Source organism: Bradyrhizobium australafricanum (assembly GCF_020329495.1).
Classification (GTDB): domain Bacteria; phylum Pseudomonadota; class Alphaproteobacteria; order Rhizobiales; family Xanthobacteraceae; genus Bradyrhizobium; species Bradyrhizobium australafricanum.
Map to the genome: position 1 here is coordinate 75227 of NZ_JAGKJL010000020.1, position 22542 is coordinate 97768.

General features: G+C 60.0%; 23 protein-coding genes. 7 read left to right on the top strand and 16 right to left on the bottom strand.

Features of this window, described 5'->3' with window-relative positions; translation table 11 throughout:
- Positions 1-113 precede the first annotated feature (113 nt).
- The 3 genes from grxD to J6525_RS19390 all read left to right on the top strand — a co-directional run bounded on the left by grxD (position 114) and on the right by J6525_RS19390 (position 2689).
- Positions 114-446, top strand: a complete 333-nt coding sequence (gene grxD, locus J6525_RS19380; RefSeq protein ID WP_225645859.1) for a Grx4 family monothiol glutaredoxin — start codon at positions 114-116, stop codon at positions 444-446.
- 124 nt (positions 447-570) lie between these two features.
- Entirely contained in the window at positions 571-1407 is an 837-nt protein-coding gene (locus J6525_RS19385) for a class I SAM-dependent methyltransferase (protein WP_225645860.1), read from the top strand.
- 217 nt (positions 1408-1624) lie between these two features.
- Positions 1625-2689, top strand: coding sequence for a LysR family transcriptional regulator (locus tag J6525_RS19390; protein ID WP_312009807.1), 1065 nt, complete (start codon positions 1625-1627; stop codon positions 2687-2689).
- 72 nt (positions 2690-2761) lie between these two features.
- Here the strand turns inward: J6525_RS19390 and J6525_RS19395 are convergent, their stop codons facing one another.
- The 3 genes from J6525_RS19395 to J6525_RS19405 form a co-directional block, all read right to left on the bottom strand.
- The gene (locus J6525_RS19395) at positions 2762-2938 is read right to left on the bottom strand and encodes a hypothetical protein (protein WP_225645861.1); all 177 of its coding nucleotides are present in this window, start codon (positions 2936-2938) and stop codon (positions 2762-2764) included.
- A gap of 242 nt (positions 2939-3180) precedes the next feature.
- Positions 3181-4770: a HEPN-associated N-terminal domain-containing protein gene (locus J6525_RS19400; RefSeq protein ID WP_225645862.1), complete on the bottom strand. Its 1590-nt coding sequence runs from the start codon at positions 4768-4770 to the stop codon at positions 3181-3183.
- 726 nt (positions 4771-5496) lie between these two features.
- On the bottom strand, positions 5497-5697 hold the full coding sequence (locus J6525_RS19405) for a hypothetical protein (protein ID WP_225645863.1): 201 nt from the start codon (positions 5695-5697) through the stop codon (positions 5497-5499).
- 800 nt (positions 5698-6497) lie between these two features.
- Between J6525_RS19405 and J6525_RS19410 the strand changes: the two genes are divergently transcribed.
- Positions 6498-7820, top strand: a complete 1323-nt coding sequence (locus J6525_RS19410; RefSeq protein WP_225645865.1) for a hypothetical protein — start codon at positions 6498-6500, stop codon at positions 7818-7820.
- Between the two features lie 449 nt (positions 7821-8269).
- Here the strand turns inward: J6525_RS19410 and J6525_RS19415 are convergent, their stop codons facing one another.
- Positions 8270-8473 (bottom strand): hypothetical protein, encoded by a 204-nt coding sequence (locus J6525_RS19415; protein WP_225645866.1) that lies wholly within the window; start codon positions 8471-8473, stop codon positions 8270-8272.
- Between the two features lie 827 nt (positions 8474-9300).
- On the opposite strand from J6525_RS19415, the gene J6525_RS19420 reads away from it, so the two are divergent.
- Positions 9301-10395 carry an amidohydrolase family protein gene (locus tag J6525_RS19420; RefSeq protein WP_141342845.1) on the top strand — a complete coding sequence of 365 codons (1095 nt, stop codon included), beginning with the start codon at positions 9301-9303 and terminating at the stop codon, positions 10393-10395.
- Between the two features lie 61 nt (positions 10396-10456).
- On the opposite strand, the gene J6525_RS19425 is transcribed toward J6525_RS19420, so the two are convergent.
- Positions 10457-10726, bottom strand: coding sequence for a hypothetical protein (locus J6525_RS19425; RefSeq protein WP_168856014.1), 270 nt, complete (start codon positions 10724-10726; stop codon positions 10457-10459).
- A 132-nt stretch (positions 10727-10858) separates the two neighbouring features.
- Positions 10859-11530, bottom strand: coding sequence for a Crp/Fnr family transcriptional regulator (locus J6525_RS19430; RefSeq protein WP_225645867.1), 672 nt, complete (start codon positions 11528-11530; stop codon positions 10859-10861).
- On the opposite strand from J6525_RS19430, the gene J6525_RS19435 reads away from it, so the two are divergent.
- A complete protein-coding gene (locus tag J6525_RS19435; protein WP_225645868.1) occupies positions 11520-11672 on the top strand; it encodes a hypothetical protein in 153 nt (50 codons plus the stop codon). The genes J6525_RS19430 and J6525_RS19435 overlap by 11 nt on opposite strands.
- A gap of 217 nt (positions 11673-11889) precedes the next feature.
- On the opposite strand, the gene J6525_RS19440 is transcribed toward J6525_RS19435, so the two are convergent.
- The 5 genes from J6525_RS19440 to J6525_RS19460 are packed head-to-tail and all read right to left on the bottom strand — an operon-like array spanning position 11890 to position 16442.
- Entirely contained in the window at positions 11890-12726 is an 837-nt protein-coding gene (locus J6525_RS19440; protein ID WP_225645869.1) for a phosphodiesterase, read from the bottom strand.
- 3 nt (positions 12727-12729) lie between these two features.
- On the bottom strand, positions 12730-13794 hold the full coding sequence (locus tag J6525_RS19445) for an ABC transporter ATP-binding protein (RefSeq protein WP_225645870.1): 1065 nt from the start codon (positions 13792-13794) through the stop codon (positions 12730-12732).
- Positions 13791-14576: an ABC transporter permease gene (locus tag J6525_RS19450; protein ID WP_028336858.1), complete on the bottom strand. Its 786-nt coding sequence runs from the start codon at positions 14574-14576 to the stop codon at positions 13791-13793. The genes J6525_RS19445 and J6525_RS19450 overlap by 4 nt, the downstream gene beginning before the upstream one ends.
- 4 nt (positions 14577-14580) lie before the next feature.
- Positions 14581-15396 (bottom strand): ABC transporter permease, encoded by an 816-nt coding sequence (locus tag J6525_RS19455; protein ID WP_076834043.1) that lies wholly within the window; start codon positions 15394-15396, stop codon positions 14581-14583.
- 38 nt (positions 15397-15434) lie between these two features.
- Entirely contained in the window at positions 15435-16442 is a 1008-nt protein-coding gene (locus tag J6525_RS19460; protein ID WP_172647545.1) for an ABC transporter substrate-binding protein, read from the bottom strand.
- Between the two features lie 192 nt (positions 16443-16634).
- On the opposite strand from J6525_RS19460, the gene J6525_RS19465 reads away from it, so the two are divergent.
- The gene (locus J6525_RS19465) at positions 16635-17786 is read left to right on the top strand and encodes a zinc-dependent alcohol dehydrogenase (protein ID WP_225645871.1); all 1152 of its coding nucleotides are present in this window, start codon (positions 16635-16637) and stop codon (positions 17784-17786) included.
- A 36-nt stretch (positions 17787-17822) separates the two neighbouring features.
- Here J6525_RS19465 and J6525_RS19470 read toward each other — a convergent pair whose 3' ends face one another.
- The 5 genes from J6525_RS19470 to J6525_RS19490 are packed head-to-tail and all read right to left on the bottom strand — an operon-like array spanning position 17823 to position 22485.
- Positions 17823-18527, bottom strand: coding sequence for an ABC transporter ATP-binding protein (locus tag J6525_RS19470; protein ID WP_168856020.1), 705 nt, complete (start codon positions 18525-18527; stop codon positions 17823-17825).
- Positions 18528-18530: 3 nt separating this feature from the next.
- Positions 18531-19301, bottom strand: a complete 771-nt coding sequence (locus J6525_RS19475) for an ABC transporter ATP-binding protein (protein ID WP_225645872.1) — start codon at positions 19299-19301, stop codon at positions 18531-18533.
- Positions 19298-20284: a branched-chain amino acid ABC transporter permease gene (locus J6525_RS19480; protein ID WP_225645873.1), complete on the bottom strand. Its 987-nt coding sequence runs from the start codon at positions 20282-20284 to the stop codon at positions 19298-19300. Before J6525_RS19480 ends, J6525_RS19475 begins: the two co-directional genes overlap by 4 nt.
- 9 nt (positions 20285-20293) lie before the next feature.
- Positions 20294-21178, bottom strand: coding sequence for a branched-chain amino acid ABC transporter permease (locus J6525_RS19485; protein ID WP_225645874.1), 885 nt, complete (start codon positions 21176-21178; stop codon positions 20294-20296).
- A 53-nt stretch (positions 21179-21231) separates the two neighbouring features.
- On the bottom strand, positions 21232-22485 hold the full coding sequence (locus tag J6525_RS19490) for an ABC transporter substrate-binding protein (protein ID WP_225645875.1): 1254 nt from the start codon (positions 22483-22485) through the stop codon (positions 21232-21234).
- Between the last annotated feature and the right edge of the window lie 57 nt (positions 22486-22542).

A 22542-nucleotide genomic window follows, 5' to 3' on the forward strand; every position in this document is an offset into this window, starting at 1 on the left:
AGACTTCATAGACGTCGATTTTGCCGAAATAGGAGCACATGCTCTTTTCTTTCAAGCGTGGGCGAATTATGATTTGTTAGACGTATTGGGATACGGACGAAAGGAGATCGACCATGGACGTGCAGGATTTTATTAGAGATCAAGTTCACGAGAACAGGATCGTGCTATTCATGAAGGGAACGCCGTCGTTTCCACAGTGCGGTTTCTCTTCTCAGGTCGTGCAAATCTTAGACCATCTCGACGCGACCTACACAACCTTTAATGTCTATGACTCGGACGAACTGCGGCAAGGCATTAAGAGATACTCAAACTGGCCTACGATTCCGCAGCTCTATGTGCGTGGCGAGTTCATCGGCGGATGCGACATTGTGCGCGAAATGTTTGAGGCGGGCGAACTTCAGCAGTTGATCGGCGCCGTTGCGGAAGAGCAGCCTGCGGCCGGCTAACATGACGCGTTTTCCAGCCCGATTACGTCCGGTCAACTGGGAACGACTAAGCGCGGCGTCTTCGCATATGCGCTTGTTTCAGTGATACGCGGCAAGAACTGCGCCATCAATCGCTCGGACCGAAATGCAGAAGATGGAAGCTCCGACAATTCACTATGATCGAATCGGCTTGCGCGATCGCTTAGTTGCCGTACTTGCGGCCGCTGGTTATGCAAACGGTCAAATTGAGCTGAAGGACCTTGCGGCACTGGACCAGTTTCACTCGCGCGGCTTGGAAGCGACGGTCGATCTCGCTAACGAGCTCGCGCTCGATGCCAATACTTCGGTAATCGATATCGGTTCGGGCTTGGGCGGACCTTCACGCTATCTCGCACATCGATTTGGCTGCAAGGTTCTTGGGATAGATATCAGCCCCTCTTTCGTTGAAGCTGCCACTTACCTCGCATCCCGAACGAACCTGAGCGATCGCGTTTCGTTTCAATTGGGAAATGCACTTTCACTTCCCTTCCCTGATCGCTTTTTCGACGTCGCCTGGACCCAACATGTCGCAATGAATATCCGCGACCGCGAACTGCTCTACGCCGAGGCCTTTCGGGTACTCAAGCCCGGCGGTCAGTTCGCGATTTATGACGTAGTAGCCGGAAGCGCTGGTCCCCTTATATTTCCTGTTCCTTGGTCGGCCTCGGAGGAGGGAAGCTTTCTGCTGTCTTCGGACGCGATGCAGGCAGTGCTTGATCGGGCGGGCTTCACAATCCAAAGCTGGAAAGATCGAAGCGAAGCCAGCGTGGCGTGGTTCAAAAAGCGCGCCGTCGCCGTGCAGCGCAGCCCCCTCGATCACAAATCGGCACTTGGGCTTGATATCGTGATGGGACCGGAGTTTCCGGTTATGTCGGCCAACCTTCTACAGAACTTGGAAGATGGCCGCGCAGGCTTGATCGAGACCGTACTGCGCCGACCGTGATCAATCGCCATGCTGCGCAGGCCACTCAGTTAGCTATTATCCAGATTGCAGCGGCCGTAGGCGCTGCGCCTGTCCGAGGTCAAGTCCCCTCTCGGCCGGATGGAATTCAGGCAATTAATCGCTTACCTGTCAGCACAGCCCGAGCGAGCATCTTCTGAAAATTGCTGTGATATGGCAGGATTGGAGGCTATCCTTCCAGCTTATGGAAGAGGATCTGATGGATCGCTTGGATGCGATGTCGACCTTCCTGGCCGTGGTCGAAGCCGGCAGCCTCTCCGATGCAGCAAGGCGGCTGGGAACTCCGCTTGCGACGGTCAGCCGCAAGGTCTCCGAGCTGGAATCACACTTGCACACGAAGTTGTTTAACCGGTCGAGCCGCAGGCTGGTGCTCACCGGAGCAGGCAGCTCCTATCTTACAGCATGCAAGCGCATTCTCGCAGACATTAGTGAAGCCGAGCGCGCTGCTTCTGGCGAGTACACGGCGCCGACTGGCGAACTAACCGTGACAGCTCCCGTCGGACTTGGACGCACTCACCTCATCCCAATCCTAGCGGAATTCCTCAAGGCCTATCCGGATATCAAGGCCAGTTTGATCCTTACCGATCGAGTATCAAGCCTATTTCAGGAGCAGATCGACGTTGGACTCCGCGTTGGCCCGCTACCGGACTCCGGCCTGATTGCGATACGGATCGGCACAACGCGTCGTGTGGTTTGTGCCAGTCCTGCCTATCTAGCCGCTCGCGGAACACCTCGCTCGCCGGAGGATCTGACCGCACATGACTGCATCAACTATGCAGGCATCTCCTCACCCGACGTTTGGACATTCGTCAGAAACAACGTGACGGTTGCCGTGCCGGTTCACGCGCGGCTTCTGGTCGGCACCGCTGAGGCGGCCCGCGACGCAGCGTGTGCCGGTGTCGGAATTACTATCGCTTTTGCGTACCACTTCCAGGCAGCCCTGGAGCGCGGAGCCTTAACAACCCTTCTAAACGAGTTTGAGCCAGCATCCCGACCGGTTAATCTCGTATACACAGCCGACCGGTTTCTGCCAATCAAAGTGCGCGCTTTCCTCGACTTCGCAGCACCGCGGTTAAAGCGAGTCTTCGCGCAGTTGAGAAAGCGTTACGCGCTTTTCCCCGACGCAGGTCAACTAAGCGCCTGGGCCATCCTGTCCGCCGACCACACAACGCCATCCTGCCAGACGCTGCCTCATCCACTCGGCAAGTTGGGCGCACTCACGAGGCAGGCCCCATCGAGACGTCAGCGAAGTTTGAACTGGTGACGGTCTGCTCGTAGCAACTCGCGGGAGAGGAGAGACTGCAGAGCATCGCGATAATCCTGATCACGACATTGCCTAGTCGCTGTGGTGGGCATTGGCACCGCTGGCGACATGGTCTGCCCGTACGTTGTGCCGATGCTCAACTAACTGGGCGTCCTGCGGGAAAATGCTGTCGTAAATTGCACGAGCTTCTTGGATCAAACGGATCCGTTCGCGTTCAGCCTTTGGAACAAAGCGGACAATCTCACCCATATTCACCTCCAAAATTGATATGCCGCTTGGGACAAGCGTCGCTTAACGCAAATGGGATGAAAGACCTGCCTCACCAGGAGGCGAAATTGAAAGGAACCTTTCCAAACTGTGGAAGGCTCGAACTAGTTCGGGTGTGCCATCGATGCTCGATGCCCGGCGTAAAAGGTCAAGACTTGGTGCGCGGACAGCAGCTCTAGCTCCGGCGCGCCGGAGCGCAATCGCGCTTCAGTCAGCGCTCGCTCTTATCGGGATTGCAGCGATTTTAGCGCGGCCACGATGGCGTCGGGCTCGAGCCGGTTGCGATACTCGACGTCGATCGAGGCAAGTGCAACGCGGCCGTCTGGCGCGACAACGTAGGTCGCAGGCACCGGTACCTCCCAGGTCCCGTCGCCATTGACGACTTCCATGGACAAGCCGTTCGATCGGAGTGCCGCCTTCAGCTCCTCGGGCTGCGCCCAGACGAGGCCGAAATCGCGAGCCACCTTGTTTCCACGATCGCTCAAAACAGGGAACGTCAAAGCGTTCTTTTCAGCTGTGGATAGTGAAGCATCCGGTAACTGTGGCGAGATCGCGACAAGCTCCGCTCCGAGGGAGTGGATTTGCGGGAGGATGGTCTGATAGGCTCGAAGCTGAAGATTACAGTAGACGCACCAGCCGCCGCGATAGAATGTCAAAACGACCGGTCCGGCGGATAGCAGGTTCTTCAGGCCGACGCCCTTCCCCGTTTGATCCGGCAGCTCGAAGCCGGGCGCCCGCATTCCGAGACCCACGGCGTTTTCCATCGCAAAGGTTTCGCGCAACTCCTCGATCTTGGGCCGTGAAATTTCGCGGCTGATATTGTGCAAGAAATTGAGCTGCGGGCGGGGGTCGTATTCGAGGCTGTCCGGAAGCTCGGCAAAAACGCTGGGAACCTCCGGCAGGCGTGTCAGATCGAGGATCAGAAGCTCCCGGTCATTGGTGAATTCGCCCACGGCGAACCTACCCGGCTCATCGGCGGTTTCGGCCAGGGCCGTGTCCTTATCTTCGGCGGCATAGGTCATGACGACGCCGGGCGGGCTCATGCGGTTCGTCTTGATCGCATGGTCCTCGGGCGGTGGCCCAAGCGTCCCGGCGGTCGCATAGATTTTCTTCGGCGGTTGGTAGCGCGCTCGAAAAAGCTTCGTGCCCGCCGGCATGCGAACAAAGGCCCCTGCTGTCTCGGCAAACGCGAAGGTGGTTTTCAGGATTTCTGCGGGGGAATAAAGCTCGTCGTCGTAGGGCCACCCTCTTTTCTTCTTTTCGCGCATGAAGAAATACCGCTGCTCGTGCTTGACCACGCGGCAGAACCTCTCCCAGCTGAACTGCAGGATTTGATCACGCGACAAAGCAAACGGTTCGGCTTCGCTCCAGAGGTCGTTGTCGAGCCCGAAGTCGATGGCCTTCTGAAGACGGCCTCCCTTATCTTTTGGGAAATCGAGCCCCAGTTCGTCGAAAATTTCGTATGTGTACCAAGTCTCGCCCTGGTATCCGCCCTCGGCGGATTCATAGGGCAAGCCGGCGTTCGCGGGATCGTCATAGTAGCGGTGAATGGTCCCGTTGATGTGTTCGATCACGTCATCGAGGGGCGCTGCAATCGGCTCGGTGCCGGTTGCCCCGCAAAAATCGCACTCATCTCTCTCGGCATGAGCGAGGCAAAAATCCTTCATGCCCTGATCGCCGAAGCATTCGGCGCAAACAAACTCGTCACTTCGCAATTTTTCCTCCGTCACCCGGACATAATTGCCGGCAAACGCCCGCCATGACCTCTTGTTGGCTAGTGGCCACTTATTTAATTCCGGTTTGGCCGCATCCAAGCGCCGTATGGCCTAGCCTGAGGAAAATTAGACCTTAAGGGATTAATTCCCGAGGTGATGAACTGACCCCTTCAAGAACAACCGCGACCGAAACGCCGAAGACGGTGGCAGCGCGAAAACTGAACACCGGGCGAGATGACAGACGAGCCTCGCGTTGCTCACGATACACATCTGCACGTTGAGCGCGGTCAACCAGCAAAAGAGCGCTTCGCGTACGTTGGAGACGAATTGCATGTCGTTGTGGGTCTCACTGCCGTTCGAAGGAAGTATCCGACGTGCACTAGTGGATCGCGCTCTCAGTGTGAGGCACTGAATTTTGGCCGGCGAGGGAAGCGAGAATAGGCTGCGGCTGGGCCCGCTGATTAGCGTGGCAGAGTTCGCCAATGATCGCCGACGTTTATTCGACGGATATTCAACGACTTTTCCAAAACGAATCTAAGTCATTGAAATGTCTGGCGCTCCCTAGGGGAATCGAACCCCTGTTTCAGCCTTGAGAGGGTAAATTCGATCCGCTTGAACGCCGCATGATAGCTCGCCAGTAGATGGGCTTCTTTTCTGCTCAGCGTTCCAGGCTGTTCCTCTAGTCAACCGCCAACTGCGGTTGCTCAGCTGAAGCCATAATGAGCACTCAACAACTTCATTGCAACAACAGCGACAAGAACGCAGATGATTTGCAGCAGCGTCCTGGTCGAGAACACTCTATTGAAGAGCGTCATAGAGCCGCCTCTAGCGCTGGTGACCGAGCCGGATTCCAAGCTTGAGCGCCTTTTGGCGGAGTGAGCCTTCGGAGCGCTTTGTGAGCTTCGCGATTTTTGCAACGGGCGTCTTCGCTTTCGAATGAGCGCGCAGCTCTTTCACGTCAGCCTTTGTGTATTCGCGACGCACAGTTTTCTTCTTCGTAGCCATCTTCTTTGCCTTCTTCGCCACTTTTAGCTCCTCAATTCGAGAGTGGGCGTACTAGCACAGCCGCATTGAGGCGCAACTCTCCATCAGTTGACTCTATATGCTGGTACGATCCGTGAACTCTCGTGACATCCGCATTGCAGGCGATTTGCCCGAGCTATCAATTGTTTCGGCAATTCTTGGTGGGCCAACATTACAACTTGAAATAATCTGATCGAGGGACTGGAGATCGCCGATGCACAAATCGGTCTATCGGCGCTTCGAAACAGGATCGGCTCTCCTCTACGACCGCATGGCGGCCTGCCTCCGCGCGTAGGACTCCGGCCCACTGCCCTCTTTACCAATTTCTCCGAGCTCCGTGTCGGCCCCCTCCCGCCTCACTCTCTGCTACGTCGGCAGGTCACTTCCTGCCCCCGGCCTTCCCACGGCGCGCTCTAGCATCGGAGGCAGGTAGGTCCGAGGTGTCCTTTTCAGGCGCAGCACTACGCTCCTCTTCGATCCGGTTGCCGTCGCAGTTTCAATCCTGCTGGCGATCATCATGATGGGCAGCACCAGCAAAGAACCGATTTCAGCAGCCCACGCCATCATCCGATGACACGTCCTGCCATAATTCCAGCGGGTTCTTGGCCGCGCCGTATGTCTGCTGGAATCGCAGCAGGGTACTGCGGAGAATTGACTGTCGAGGCCTTTCTCAAACGAGTCGGTAAGGAGTATCCTCAACCACGTGTTAAAGAAGGGAGGCGTCAGCTGTGGTTGAGAGACGATCTGGACCGAGCTATTGCGCCGGACATCGTGCCGGGCGACCTCGCCGAGGATTTGTGACGTTGGAGCGCCCACTTCCACGCTTCGTGGAGATACGGCGGCTTGCCCGCGGATCGACCGCATTCTACTTCCGCATCCCCACACATTACAGGAAGCTCGGCTGCGAGATGGCGAATGAGCCACTTGGGACAAGCTACGAAACCGCATGCGGCGGCGATGGCAAAGGCGGACGCGCTGCCACCCTCAATGCCTTGTTCGATGAATGGAACAACCACCGCAGAGGGCAGCCGGGCGACCAGGGGAAGATCGCGCGCTATGGCACGATCGATTGGCTATTCCGACAATACAAGACGGAGAAGGCGTATACTGAGAAGGTCTCAGCTCGGTCGCGCCCAGACTACGAACGGATCATGCAAATGATCTGCGACACGGTCGGTAAAAGCGGACGGCGGATCGGCGAACGACAGATCATGGAAGTTACGCCACGAGCCGCCGATAAAATCTACGACAAAATCATCAACGGCCCGAACGGCATCAGACTGCGGCAGGGAGAAAAGGTCGTCGGCCTCTGCCGAAAGGTGTGGCGAATCATGCGTCGGCTGCACCCAGAGTTGTTCGATAAGAAGCACCCGAACCCCTGGGACGATTTCACCCTCAAGAGCCGTACCAAGACCAAGAAGCACGCGATCACTCGAGAAGAGGTCTATAAATTTGCATGGGGCTGCATCAAAGAAGGGCGGCCTGAACCCGCGGCCGTCGCGGTGATTTGCTTTGAATGGCTGCAACGGCCTGAGAACGTGGTAGCCGGGTTTTTGACTTGGCCCGACTATCGCAGCAAGAACTGGCCACACGCGGTGCGCATCGAGCATCACAAGAACAAGGCGTTGGTCTGGCATCCACTCGAAGAGACTCTCGATGGAGAGACCGTCAAGTTTTACGCCGAGGCGGAGGATATTTTGGGCCATCTGCCCAAGCTTGGCGTCCCGATGATCATGCGCCGGATCCAAAAGGGTGAACGCAAAGGCGATGCCAAGGTGTGGTCCTACCCTGGCATGGAAAAAGTGGTGCAGCAGATGCGCAAGAAGATCGACGGCGTGTCAAAGCTGTTCACGCTTGATGCCTGTCGACACGGCGGCATGACCGAACTCGAGGAAGCCGAACTGACGGACGGCCAGGGTCGCGCACTCTCGGGCCACAAGACCGCACAGGCCTATCGCGGTTATGCCAAGGAAACGATGATGCGAGCGTTGGCTGCGACCCGTAAGCGGCATGCACATCTCTTGGCGCAGAAGGAACTCGATCAGCATGCTGATGGAGCAGCATCACCTCGAGACGAAACGCAGACCTCCGCAATTTCTAAGACCAGCGTCCGATCTCAAGGATAGACTTCGCGCTTCGTTGAAAGCTGCAAAAGGCGGCGGCGTGTGCAACCGTCGATCCGGACGCGATGTCAACGGCTGCGGTCGGAACTTTACAACCCGCAGACAGGGTTCATCCGCTCAATATTTTGACAAATTGAGCGACGTTCAACGCGCGACGACCTTCATCTGCCTTCGACCAAAAACGAAACCAGCACAGAATTTCCAAATGGGAGGCAAAGGGAATTTCCAAATGCGCGGGAAATTCCGGCCTTGAGCAAGGCCGTTTTGATAACAAAATCAGCGTCTTGTATGTGGCTGGGGCGGGAGGGATCGAACCTCCGAATGGCGGAATCAAAATCCGCTGCGGTCAACGCCGTTCTAGACTTGCAGGCGCCTCCGATTGGATTCCCGCCCTCGGACCTCAGGGGGCAATCTGATAGCCAGCTTAGTTTAGTGACGTCTTCTGAAGATAATCAGTTTTTGGTCTGATTGTGGCTCTGCAGAATGTGTATTTCGGCGCGCGCCAAGTGGCGACGAAGTGCGGCAATTGCTTGAAGATTCACCTCGAAGGCAACGGGGCCCATCTCCTTAGTCTCCAGTCGAATGGCAGCATGTCCGTCGGAACGCAACATCGTCTCCGAACCAGTCACATTCAGGATCACAAGGTTTCGGTCCATTTTCCCTCCCATCGAACCCGTCTCCTCACGAGGACGCTTCCTTGTTGCTTAGATGAGGCAGTGCTCGCGTCGGCTTGGCTTCGGCGTAAGCAGACCCTATTTCCCCTCGCTTCTTTCATTTTAGCATGAAATCGCCGTTCCGTTCCGCCAACAGACTACGCGGCTCCGCCGCACACCGCTGGATCGCGTCGGCTCTTGAGGAAATCGACTATTCGTCGTTACTAGGAAATTCGTCTTAATTGATCGGCATCTACACCGCGTTGGGCAGCTAGTAAATGCGGTGAAAGCGCAAGGTTAGTGGATCATGAAGCGGATGGGGACGAACGGCGGTCTGTCGCGGTTTCAGCCCGACGGGGAATTGACGATTGGGGCACCAGCGGGCTTTGATGTCCGGCATCGGCGCGAAATCGCGAGAGGGCTGAGTGGCCTTTGATCCAGCTAGATTGCTGGCGGCGCCAATCCGCTCAAATAGCGCTCGCGAAAGTGGCGATAGTGATCAATTCCTTCACTTGCATACTGAACGGCGCGGTCGTGATATTGGCGTTTGTCGTGTTCGTGGCCTGATCAAAGTCGAGCCAGGGTGACGCATTGCCGATCTGACTGAATGCTATCCATTACACTGCGACTTGCCCGCAAACAGCGCGATGGCATGCGCCGGCGTACTGCAGACGAAGTGCCGAAATGGCGCGACATCATCGCAAAGGCGGAGACCAAGCCGGTCTGAGCAGATCAACATTGCGCAACACGCACAGCGTGTGATCTTGCGAGCACTAGCCAGCATCCCTACGCTCCCCCTCCATAACATAACAACCAGGGAGGCGATCGTCATGACTACAAGGCGGGATTTCCTGAAAGCGGGAGCAAATGCGGCGGCAGGCATCGTGTTCTGCGGCTGCGGGCTCGTCCACAACGCAAATGCGCAGCAACCGCGCCAGCAGTTGCCGGTCACGGTCAACGGCAAACGTGTCAAGACGATCGACATTCACGCGCATTGCCATTTCCGCGAGGCGGGCGCGCTGCTCGGCGCGGACGCCGGAAAATATCAATTGCCGCCGGTCAACGGCGCCAGCGAGGCCTTCATCGAGATCGACAAGCGACTGGCTGCAATGGACGCGCAGGCCATCGACATGGAGGTGCTTTCGATCAATCCGTTCTGGTACGACCGCGACCGCGATCTGGCCGGAAAGATCGTGAAAATCCAGAATGAAAAGCTCGCCGAACTCTGTGCCTCGAAGCCCGACCGGTTCGCGGCGTTCGCCTCGCTGACGCTGCAGGCACCGGACCTTGCGGTGCAGGAGCTGGAAACGGCGGTGAAAAAGCAGGGGCTGAAGGGCGCTGCGATCGGCGGTGTCGTCGACGGCGCCGAATTCTCAAATCCGAAGTTTCATCCGGTATGGGCCAAGGCCGAGGAACTCGGCGTTCCCTTGTTCATCCATCCGCAGGGCGTGCCCGAGCTCAACAAGCGGCTCTCCGGCAATGGGTGGCTTGGCAACACGATCGGCAATCCGCTCGAGACCACGATCGCACTCTCCCATTTGATCTTCGAGGGCACGCTCGATCGCTTCCCGGGGCTGAAAATCATCGCCGCACATGGCGGCGGTTATCTTGGCTCGTACGCCGACCGCTCGGACCATGCCTGTCTGGTTGGACCCAAGGGATGCAATCCGGAGATCAAGCTCCAGAAGGCGCCGGCGGAGTATCTGAAGCAGATATATTTCGACTCTCTGATCTTCACGCCGGAGGCGATCCGGCACCTCGCCGCCCAGGTCGGCGCCGGCCAGATCGTGCTGGGAAGCGACTATCCCTATCCATGGCAACTGGCGCCGGTCGACCACATCTTCGCCTCGTCGTCGCTGAGCCACGATGACAAGGCCAATATTCTCGGGCGGACCGCAGCAAAGCTGCTTGGAGTAGCCGCGTGAGGACGGCTTGCTGTTGAACAAGCGCCTGTCGTCGCGCCTTGCGCGACGACGGCATCAACGATCAGTAGGCCTTCACCGTCCGGATCTCGCTGCCCGGCCGCACCGTTGGTGCCACCTGCGCGATATTGGGTATCGGATCAGTGTAGACGGCGTCGGTTCCGACGAACTCCGCTTGCGCCGCGTCCGATATCCATCTGACCGCAGCCGGGTGACTGACCAGCATCCCGATCAGCGCAACGATGACGAGCAGCGGCAGCGCGACAAGCTTGATGCTGAAGCTCTGGTAATTGTGCTGTGGGTTCTGCCGCCGCTTGTCGAAAGAGCTCTGCATGGATTCCTCCATATTGTGCTGCCCTGACGCGTCACTTACCGCAGCGCACGCAAGGCCGATGTGAATGGCTTCACAGGCCTTGTTCAGCTCACCGTTTCGTGAAATGCGCGACCGACCGGGCAGCCGGCGCGACTACTCGCCGTCGTTCGCCCCGGCGTCGACCAGCTCCTGGAGGGTCTCGCGCTTCAACACGACGATCGCGCCATGCTCGAGCCTGACCCAACCGCGTATTGCCCACGCCCGGAGCTGCTTGTTGATGCTCTCGCGCGTCATCCCGACCATCTCGCTGATCTCCTGCTGGGTGATCGAGATGGTACGCCCCTGCGGCTTGTGCTTGTCGCTCAGGCGCAGCAGCGCGCTGGCCAGACGGCCGGGCAGGTTCTGCAGGATGACCTGCTCGACCTGATCGCTGGTCCGGCGCAGTCTTTCGCAAAGCAGTTCGATGAACTTCATCGCAAGCGTCGGCTGGCTGCGCACGAACGGAATGAACTCGCGCCGGTCAATGACGAACAGCTCGCAATTGGTGTTGGCGGTGGCATCGGCCGTCCGCGACAAGCCGTCGAGCAGCGCGATCTCGCCGAAGATCTCTCCGGCCTCGATCAGGTTCAAAATCGCGTTGCGACCATCGGGCGACGAGATGCTGATCTTGACCGTGCCCGAGATCACCGCAATCAGGCTGGTGCCTGGATCGCCCTTGGAAAAGATCGTCGTGCCCCGCTTCAGCGTAGTGTGCTTGGCGTAGCGGCAGAGCTGTTCGAATGCCTCGGGCTCGAGATCGGCGAAATAGGGATGCTTGCGCAACACCGACAGCTTGTTGTTCGAAAACAACGGCGCGCCGGAAGTTCGTTCTATGGGCGACGCGCCGGTCATCGTGATCCAGACTGATTGTGTTGCGTTCAATCGGCCCGCCAGCACAGCGGACGCCGACAAAGCCATCGATCAATGAAAGCAGACGGAAGTATAGCCCCCCCGCGGGCCTACAGCAACAAAGGTCCGGGCCGGCGCAGTTGGGATGGAAGGCATCCAAGGTACAATTTGGAATAAATCTGCGTCGATGCAACGCTCAATTGCAGCTGCGGGCTGCCCTTGATCCGACATGCCCGACCCATCCGCGACAATCTCGCCTGGTGGATCCGTCTGTACGAGGGGTCAACGCAGCCAGCTCACAGCAGCTTGCCGTCTGGCCCAAAGAACGGATGCGGCCCGTCAAACTGACCGATCGGGACCTGGTGCGTGACCAATTGTCCAAAATCTGGCCCGGGAAACCACGTGTGCAAGTGAAATGCCGGCGGTTCCACCTTGAACGACGGTTCGCGGAGCTGTCCGAGGTCCAGGTCGACCGCATGGTTCGGCGCGGGGCACAATGTCGCGGGAATCCCGGCGAAGGAGGTCAGCATGGCACGATGGACGTGCCCGCAGCCGATCAAACGCACCCGCGGATGGCGCCTGACGATTGCTGCCAGTTCTGCGGCATTGAAAAGGTCCTGGCGGTCCATGTGCCAGATGCCGCCCTTGAACGGCGGGTGATGCAGGAAAAGCAGCGCGGGCCGGTCTGCTGCCGCCAGTGTCGCGTCCAGCCATTGCAGCGTCGACGGTTCGAGCATGCCATGAGGCTTCCCGGCAACGCTTGAGTCAAGCAGCAGCAGATCGAGGCCATTCACCTCGATCTTCTGGTCGAGCGGGCCTGTCGCGTGAACATAGGGTCCGGCAGGAAACGCGGCGCGCATCCACGCACGCGAATCGTGATTGCCGGGAATTCCGGCAAACGGAACGCGCAACGGCGCGAGCAGTCGTTTGAGATGGTCGTATTCCTCGACCGACGGCGTATCGACAAGGTCGCCCGAGATGACGACGAAATCGGGCGCCGGCTCGAATCCATTGATCGCCACCACGCAGCGTTCAAGCGCCTTCGCGGTATCGACCCGGCCATAGGCCAACGCTCCCGGCGGCTTGATGTGGAGGTCGGAAATCTGGGCGATGAGGACCGGTTTCGACGGCATCGATCAATCTCGTGGTTCGGAAGGGAGCAGACGGACAGCGTCGGGCGCGATCGAAAGCCCGACACGATCGCCGATCCTGGCTTGAATCGTGTTGGGAGCGTCGACATTGAGCGGCTTGCTCGATGCATCACTCACGACGAGCCGCTGCCGGTCGCCGATGAAGCTGACGGAATCGACGAGTCCCGAGAGCAAACCCGCGCCCGCCTCCGTCACGCGAATGGTTTCGGGGCGGATCATGACGGTCGCGTTCGCGCTCGTCGCTGCACCCTCGATCGGCAGTCGCCCGCCGGGCAGGATCAATGCCCCGTTCTCGACCGGAGCCTCTACAATGTTCGCCGCTCCGATGAACTCCGCCACAAACCGGTCCTTCGGCGCGAAGTAGACCTCGCGGGGCGTACCGATCTGGGCGATTGCGCCTTTCCGCATCACGACAATCCGGTCGCCCAATTCCATGGCTTCGGACTGATCGTGGGTGACATAGATCGTCGTGATCCCAAGCGCTCGCAACAGCCGGTTGAGCTCGCTGCGCAGCCGGTCCCGCAACGCGGCGTCGAGCGCGGTCAAGGGCTCGTCGAGCAGCAAGATGCCGGGCCGGATCGCGACGGCGCGCGCCAGGGCGACGCGCTGACGCTGGCCGCCCGAAAGCTGGTCGATGCGGCGATTCTCCAATCCCGTGATGTTCGTCAGAGCAACCAGCTCGGCGACGCGTGCGGCACGCTCGCCCCTGGCAACACCGCGGATCTTCAGCCCGTAGGCGATATTGTCCGCCACCGTCATGTTGGGGAACAGGGCGTAGGACTGGAACACCATCCCGACATTGCGCCGCTCGATCGGGACCGAGGTCATTTCCTTGCCGTCGAACAGGACCTTGCCGCCGACATCTGGCAGCTCGAGGCCCGCGATGATGCGCAGCATCGTGGTCTTGCCGCAGCCGGACGGCCCAAGCAGCACCAGCGTCTCGCCACGCGCAATGTCGAGGGTCGCGGGATCGAGCGCGCGCGTGCCGTCGGCAAAGGTCTTGCCGCACGCCTCAATCCGCACCGCTGCGCCATGCCCGGCCGTGCTCATCGCTTGTGATCCCTGTCGGCCAATAGCTGCATTGCGACCAGCAGCGGAATGATCATCACGAAGAAGATCAACGTATAGGCCGACGCCACTTCAAGCCGCATCGAGGCGTAGCTGTCGGCGAGCCCGATCGGCAGTGTCTTCGTCAACGGCGTATGCAGCATCCAGGTCAGGTTGAATTCGCCGAGCGACAGCGTGACCACCATTAGCGCGCCGGCGAGAATTCCGGGTAGCGCGTTCGGCACGATGACGTCGCGGAAGCGTCGCCATGGCGATGCCCCGAGCGAGGCCGCCCCCTCATCCAGCGTCTTGATGTCCACGGTCGCGAACACCGCCATCACCGACCGCACCATGAACGGCATGGTGAAGATCACGTGTCCAACCAGGATGAATAGCCAGGAACGGCGAAAGTCGCCGAAGCTGCCATAGGCGAGCAGCAGTGCGAGCGCTATCGCAAGCCCGGGGATCGCCAAAGGCAACGTGATGATCTCCTCGACGATGCGCGCAAGCCGGCCTCCCCGCGCATGCAGCGCATAGGCTGCGGGAACGCCGGCAAGCAGTGTGACGGCAAGGGTCGCGAATGCGATCACGAAAGAGAGCAGGATGGTGCCGGCATAGAGCTCCCAGACCTGCGCGACCCATTGCAGGGTCACGCCGGACTGGATGCCCCGGAAGTAGTTCACGGTGACGCCGGCGGAGATCGAAAGCCCCGCAGGCACCACCAGGAATGCCGCCACGAGCAGCGTGAAGATGAACTGGCCGGTGAAGATCAAGCGATCGCGCATGCGTTCACCCGGCCGCCGCGACCGCGCTGCCGCTGAACGAGCGGGCGAGCGCGAGGATGAGCCAGGTGATCAGGCCAAGTCCCACCGACAGCGCGGCCGAGGTCGCGAAATTGGCGGCCAGCGTGAACTCGGTATAGATCAGCATCGGCAGCACATCGATATTCGTCGCCAGCGTAAACGCGGTCCCGAAGGCGCCCATCGCGGTTGCAAATGCGATCGCGCCGGACGCAACGAAGGCCGGCGCCAGCGCCGGCAGCACGACGTCACGCTGGACCGCCCAGGGGCTGGCGCCGAGCGAACGCGCGGCTTCTTCCAGACCGACATCGAGCTTCTGCACGGCCGCCATGATGGTCAGGATCACGCGCGGGATCGAGAAGTAGAGATAGCCGAGGAACAGCCCGTAGATCGAATAGGCGAAGACGAACTTCTCGCCGAAGATCCGGTTCGACAGATCGCCGATCAGCCCCTGCCGCCCCGCCAGCAGGATGATCATGAAGCCGACCACCACGCCGGGAAACGCCAGCGGAAAGGTCAGCATCGCGATCAGCACGGCCCGGCCTGGAAAGCGGTGCCGCTGCAGAAACATTCCGGCGATCGTCGCCACGATCAGCGTGACGACGGTCGTTGCCGCGGCCAGCAGCACGGTATTGATCAGCGTCGCGCGATAACGAGATTCGGTCAGGATGGCGAGATATCCGGCGAGCCCATGCGGCCCTTCGGCGCCTGCGACAACCAGCCGTGCCATGGGCAGCAGGAAGAATGCCGTGGTCACGACCGCGAGCGGCAGCAGGCAGAGCCAAACGAAGGATTTTTGCGACATCGGAAGAATGGTGCCCCGGCGAAGGGCACCATATTGCCTCAGCGAACCTCGGCGAGATAGCGGTCGACGAAGGCTTTTTGCACGTTTTCCATCTCGCCCCAGTCGACGCTCTTGGCGCGGGCATAGTCGCTGTCGGGGAGGAATTTCCCCTTCACGGAAGCCGGCAGCTCGATCGGGCGGGCCGGACGCAGATAGGCATTGGTCCAGATCGCCTGCCCCTTGTCGGACAAGAGATAGTCCATCACCTTCTTGGCCTTCTCCTTGTCGGGCGCGTTCTTCACGAGACCAACGACATAGGGAAACACCACCGATCCCTCGCAGGGAATCACAAACTCGAAGTTGCCCTTCTCCGAATATTTCGCGCGATAGGCATTGAAGTCGTAGTCGAACAGGATCGGCATCTCACCGGAGACGACGCGGGCATACGACGTCTGCTTGGGTACGATCGGATCGTTCTTGCGCAGCTCCTTGAAGAAGCTGATCGCCGGATCGAAGTTGCCTGGCGAGCCGCCGAGCGCCAGATTGACGGCGACCGCGCCGACATAGCCGACCGCCGCCGACGACGGGTCGAGATAGCCGACCATCCCCTTGTAGTCGGGCTTCAGGAGATCCTTCCAGCAGGCCGGCACCGGCTTGCCGCCAAGCGCATCCTTGTTCACGAACAGGCCGAGCGTGCCGGAGTGGATCGTGGTCCAGTAGCCGTCGGGGTCCTTGAGGCCGGCCGGAACCTGATCCCAATGCGCCGGCTTGTAGGGCTCGAGCGCATCCTGGGCCTTGGCCTTCATGCCGAAGGTCACGCCGAAATAGCCGATATCGCCGACCGGATTGCTCTTCTCGGCCAGGATCTGGGCCAATGCCTGACCGGAATTCTTGTTGTCATGCGGGATATCGTAGTTGAGATCCGCCTTGATCGCCTTCAGCATCGAGGCCCAATCCGCCCATTCCGGCGGACAATTGTAGCAGATCACGTCGGCCGCCCTGGCGGATTGCCACGGCGCGATCAGCATCAGCGCCAGCAACGCAAGGACAAGGCGGACGGTCTTCATGGGAGGCTCCGGTCTGGGAGAGGATGCAATGAGGATTTCAACATCAAGCGGAGGACCAAGTATAGGCCGCGTATGAATGTTTTGCGACGCGCTTGCTGCCGTGCAGCAAATGCAACGGCTCCGATGCCGACCATCGGGTGCTCGCGGCAGCCACTGGTTTCGCGCTAGGCTGACGGCCGAAAGAGGAAGCCCATGTACCAGCCGCCCGGCGTCAACACATCGCCTGATCTGCCCGTTCCCGGCCTGATGCAGGCCTGGGTCCTGGGTGACCCCGGCCGGCTCCTGCTTTGCGAAAAGCCGACGCCGGTCCCCGCGCGTGCCGAGGTGCTGGTGCGCATCGATGCGGTTGCGATCTGCGCCACCGATCTCGAAATCATCCATGCCGGGTCGCCGGCAAGCATTGAGGGCGGCCTGCCCTTCAACAAGAACTTCACGCCGGGCCACGAATACATGGGCACGGTCGCCGCACTCGGACCGGACGTTGACGAATTCAGGATCGGTGAGCGGGTCAGCGTCGAGATCCACGCCGGCTGCGGCCAATGCAAACGCTGCCGCCAGGGCATGTACACGTCCTGTCTCAACTATGGAAAGCCGGAGAAGGGCCACCGCGCCAATGGCTTTACGACCGACGGCGGATTCGCGGAGTACGCAGTCAACCACATCAATACTCTGGCGCGCGTACCGGATAGCATGAGCGACGCGGAGGCCACGCTCGTGGTGACCGCAGGCACGTCGATGTACGGCTTGACGGAATTGGGAGGATTGGTGGCCGGCGAGAGCGTCGTGGTGATCGGCCCGGGACCGATCGGACTTCTCGCAGTTGCTGTGGCCAAGGCGCTTGGCGCAAGCCCGGTGATTCTGACCGGCACGCGCAACAAGCGGCTGGCGATCGGCGGGGAATTGGGGGCCGACCGCGTCATCAACATCAACGACGAAGACGCCGTTGAGGTCGTGAAGCAACTAACAGGGGGGATCGGCGCGGACTATGTCGTCGAATGTGCCGGCACCGAAGCGACGCTCAACCAGGCCATTCACATGACCAACCGCGGCGGCAAGATTTGTCTGGCCGCCTTCCCGCACGAGGCTGCGACGCTGGACATCGCACATCTCGTGCGAAACAACATCTACGCTTACGGGATCCGCGGCGAGGGCCGCAGCGCCACGCGCCGCGCCATGGAATTGATGGCGGCAAAGCGGTTCGACGCGACAAGGATCCACACGCATACGTTTCCGCTGGCCGACCTGCCGACGGCGCTCAGATATGCACGGGATCGCGTGGATGACGCGATCAAGGTCGTCGTCACCACAAGCAAGGCCGACGCGATCGCGCGCGCTGCGGAGTAAGGTCCGTTCGCGCCGGCGGGAGACCGGACAGCCCGCTCACACCGAACAATATCGTTCCTTGATCTCGTCGTCGGCCAGCAGGGCCTGCGCCGACGCCTGGTGCACCACCGCCCCCTGATCAAGGACGTAAGCACGATCGGCGATGCCAAGCGCGAGCTCGACATTCTGCTCAACCAGCAGCACCGTCGTTCCCTGCGCCTTCATGTTGCGAAATAGCTCGAACATCTCGTCGACCAGGACCGGCATGATGCCCTCCGAAGGCTCATCCAGCATGATCAGGTCGGGCTTTGCGATCATCGCCCGCGCGATCGCCAGCATCTGTTGCTCGCCGCCGGACATCGTGACCGCCTCCTGGTCCATGCGCTCGGCCAGCCGTGGGAATACTCCTGCGATCTCGTCGATCAGCTCGGCTTCCCGCTTCTTCGCCGGCGACGCCACCAGCCCGAGCCGCAAATTTTCCCGGACCGACAATCCCTGCACAATCCGTCGCTCTTCGGGAACATAGGCCAGTCCCAGCGCGAAGCGCACATGCGCCGGCCGGCTCAGCAGCTCCTTGCCCTTGAAGGTGACCGAGCCGCGCGTTCGTCCCATCAACCCCATGATCGATTTCAGCGTCGTCGTCTTGCCGGCTCCATTGCGACCGATCAGGCAGACGATCTCGCCTTTGGTCACTTCGAGCGTTATGTCCTGCAGCGCGTGACTTGCGCCGTACCAGGCATTGAGCTTGCTGATCTGCAGCATTCGTCAATGCTCCCGCTGGCCGAGATAGACCCGCTTCACCGCCTCGTTCTGCCGGACCTCCTGCGGCGTTCCTTCGGCGAGAAGTTCTCCGTGATGCAGCACGAGGATGCGATCGCTGATCCCGAGCACCAGCTTCATCTTGTGCTCGACGAGGATGACCGTACGCTCCTTTGCGAGCTTGACGATCAGATCCATCATGGTCCGGGTTTCCTCCGGGCTCATGCCGGCCGTCGGCTCGTCCAGCAACAGCAACCGGGGTTGGCTGGCAAGCGCCATGCCGATTTCCAGCGCCCGCTGCTCGCCATGGGCCAACGTCTTGGCGGCACGTTCACGAGATTCCCACAATCCGACCAGGGCAAGCAGCTCGTCCGCCCGCTCGACTAGCTCGGTCAGGCGCGCGCGGGGACGCCAGATATCGTATCTCGACACCAGCGCCTGCAGACCGACGCGGATGTTTTCACGCGTCGTGAGCTGCGGAAACACGCTGGTGATCTGAAAGGACTTGGCGATGCCCATATGCGCAAAGCGGTGCTGCGGCAGGCCGGTGACATCCTTGCCCTCGAATTCAACGCTGCCTTTGGTGGGCGCAAACGCGCCGCACAGCAAATTGAAATAGGTGCTCTTGCCGGCCCCGTTCGGACCAATAATGGAGGTGATCGCTCCCCGGGAAAACTCCGCCGAGATATTGTTCAGCGCGACAAACTTCCCGAACGTCTTGCCGACGTCCCTGGTGCGCAGAATGATTTCCTTGGTTTGGCCTTCGGCGGCGCTCATCGCCTGCCTCGCGCGATCAGTGTGCCCCAGATGCCGGCGGGGAAGAACAGCACGCATGCAATGAAGATGGCGCCAACGATCAGTTGCCAATGAACCGTCCACACGGAGACCACGTTCTCCAGGACCAGGAACACCGCGGCACCGATCATCGGCCCGAAGAACGTCCCCATACCGCCCAGGAGAGCAATCATCACGACCAGGCCCGAGGTCTCGTAGTGCAGGATCTCGATCGGAACGATCGACAGATGCAGCGCCTGCAAGGCTCCCGCGAGGCCGCAGAAGCCGCCTGACAAAACGAAGGTCAGCAATCGGGTCTTGGTGACGTCATAGCCTGACGCGCGGGCGCGCATCTCATTCTCCCGCACGGCCTCAATGACGGCGCCGAATGGCGAGGCGAGAATGCGCGACATCACGAAAAAAGCGGCAATCACAAAAGCCGCGATGACATAGTAACGGATCATCGGATTGATGAAGTCGAGCCGCAAGCCGAACAGATCGATGGTACGGACGTTGATGCCGCGGAGGCCGTTTTCGCCACCGGTCAGGTCAACCGCCTGATAGAACAGGTAGTAGACACATTGCGACAGCGCCATCGTTACCATCGCGAAGTAGATGCCGCGGGTCCTGATCGCGAGCACGCCAATCAACGATGCCATCAACAGGCCGCCGGCGATCCCGGCCGCGATGGCCGCATACCATGGCCAGCCAAAATGCACGATGGCGATGCCACAGAGGTAGGCACCGGTCCCGAACAGCGCGGCATGACCAAACGACAGCAGACCGAGATAACCAAAGACGAGGTTGAAGCCGACGGCGTACAATCCATAGATCAGGATGTTCACCGCGAGAGCCGTGAACGGCATCACCAACGGGAAAATCATGATCACCGCGGCCACAATGCTGGCGCGATGCCGCGTTGCGAATTCGTACCAACTGCCCGTTGTGGCACGAAGCTGTTTGACGGATTCGGTGGCTCCGGTCATCCCTGGTTCTCAGCTCATCAATCCGGCGCGGCCGAAGAAGCCCTGGGGACGGACGATCAGGACGATCGCCATCAGGGCGAAGATCGAAACCTTGGCCATCTCGGGCGCAAACAGCGACGTCATGCTGACCACCATACCAACGAGAAGGCCCGCCAGTACGGCGCCACCGATCGAACCCATGCCTCCTACGACGGTCACCACGAAAGCCTCGGCGAGAATCGTGCCGCCCATCTCGGGAATGACGCCTTGAAGCGGGGCAGCCAACAGCCCGGCAAAGCCAGCAATCGCGGTGCCTATCCCGAACACGATCAACCAGACCCTGGAAACGTCGACCCCGAGGACACGGACGATCTGCGGATCGCGGGCACCGGCGCGGATAATGAGTCCGAAGCTGGTCTTCTCCAGAAACAGCCATAGCGCCAACAAGACGACGGCCGTCGCGCCGATCACGAACAGGCGGTAGAGCGGAAAATATCCGACACCGATGTTGACGGCCCCCTGCAGCAGCTCGGGCGTATCGAAGGGATAGCCAGTCTTGCCGAAGGCAATGCGCACGCACTCGACCATGACGTAGCTCAGCCCGAAGGTCAGCAGCAGTGGATAATCGATGCCGCGGCCGTAAAGCGGCCGGATCAGCACGCGCTCGACGGCAAGGCCGAACAGCCCGATCAGAAGCGGCACCGCCAGCAAGCAGAGCCAGAAATTGCCGCCGATCGAAATCAGGTACAGCCCGACATAGGCGCCGACCATGTAGAACGCGCCATGGGCGAAGTTGACGACGGTCAACATCCCGAAGATCAGCGAGAGGCCGATCGCAAACAGCACGTAGATGGCGCCGAGCGCCAGCCCGGCGAATAGTTGCAGTGCAATCAGGTCAAAGCTCAGGCCCGCCATTTGTCCCCCTCAGCGCGGCGCGCACCGCCCCGCAGTGCGCGCCGGCGCATGGCTCAGCTCTTGTGGCCAAGCGCGTCGCAGCTACGCAGGTTCTTCTCGTTAGGCTCCTCGGTCGATAGAACCTCGAACACATCTGACTCGTTCTTCATGTCCTTGGACTTCGACTTGATCACGAGCACCGATTGCACCGACTGGTGATCGCATTTGCGATAGTATTGCGGCCCCTTGTAGTAGTCGTACTTCAGAGCCTCCAATGCCGCGACGACCTTGTCGGTCTCCACGCTGCCCGCGCGCTTGACCGCCTCGAGCACCGTCCGAACACCGCCATAGCCGAGCGCACCGTAGTCGGTCGGCAACTTGCCGTCATACATCTTGCGGAACGCGTCGTTGAACGCCTTGGTCGAGGCGAACTTGTCCTCGATGCCCCAGAAGAACGAGCAGCCGCCGACGACGCCTTCGAATGCCTGAGGGCCTGCCGCAACGCGACTGGCATGCGACAGCAGCGGCGCGATGATCTGGATCGATTTCTTGATGCCGAAGTCGGTTGCCTGCTTCAGTGCGATCTGCTGGTCGCGGCCGAAATTGCTGATGCAGAGAATATCGGGCTTCAGCGCCTGGAGACGTGGCAGCAGGGTCGAGAAATCAGTCGTCCCTAACGGATGGCGGATGTCACCGAGATTCTCGATGTTGAACTGCTTGCCGACCTCGAGAAAGCCGCGAACCATCTCGTGACCGTAAGCATAGTCCGCCGTGAGAAAGGCAACCTTCTTGCCGAATTTGGTGAAGGCGTAGCGACCGACCGCCCCTGACGTCATGTGCGGGTTCAGCGCTTCATGGAACGTGTATTTGCTGAAATCTGCCGCCTCGTTGATGGCGTCGGACTGGCTGATCGAATTGAAGATGACCCCGCGTTCCTTGGTGACGTTGTTGATCGCGAGCTGAACCGCCGCGGACAGACTGCCGACGACGAAATTCACCTTCTCCTTCTCGACCAATTCCAGGGTCCGCGTCGCCGCCTCACCGGGATTCAGCTTGTCGTCGCGCACCACGAGCTCGGCCTTGCGGCCGTTGAGACCGCCGGCATCATTGAACTGGGCGACAGCAAGCTGACCCGCCCGCACCTGGTCCTGGGCCTCGGCGCCGTATGGACCGGTCAAGGGAACCGGGAAGCCGATCTTGATGGGCGCTTCCTGGGCCTGAAGCAGATTGATGCGAAAAGGCGAGACGGCGAGAACGGCGCCGGCGCTTGCCGTCGTCAGCAGACGACGCCGCGATATCGATCCAGCTTTGATGACCTTCTTCGTCATGACTATTCCTCCCCAAGAACTGTCTGCGTTTTGCTTATGGTATTATCGTTGCCCGGA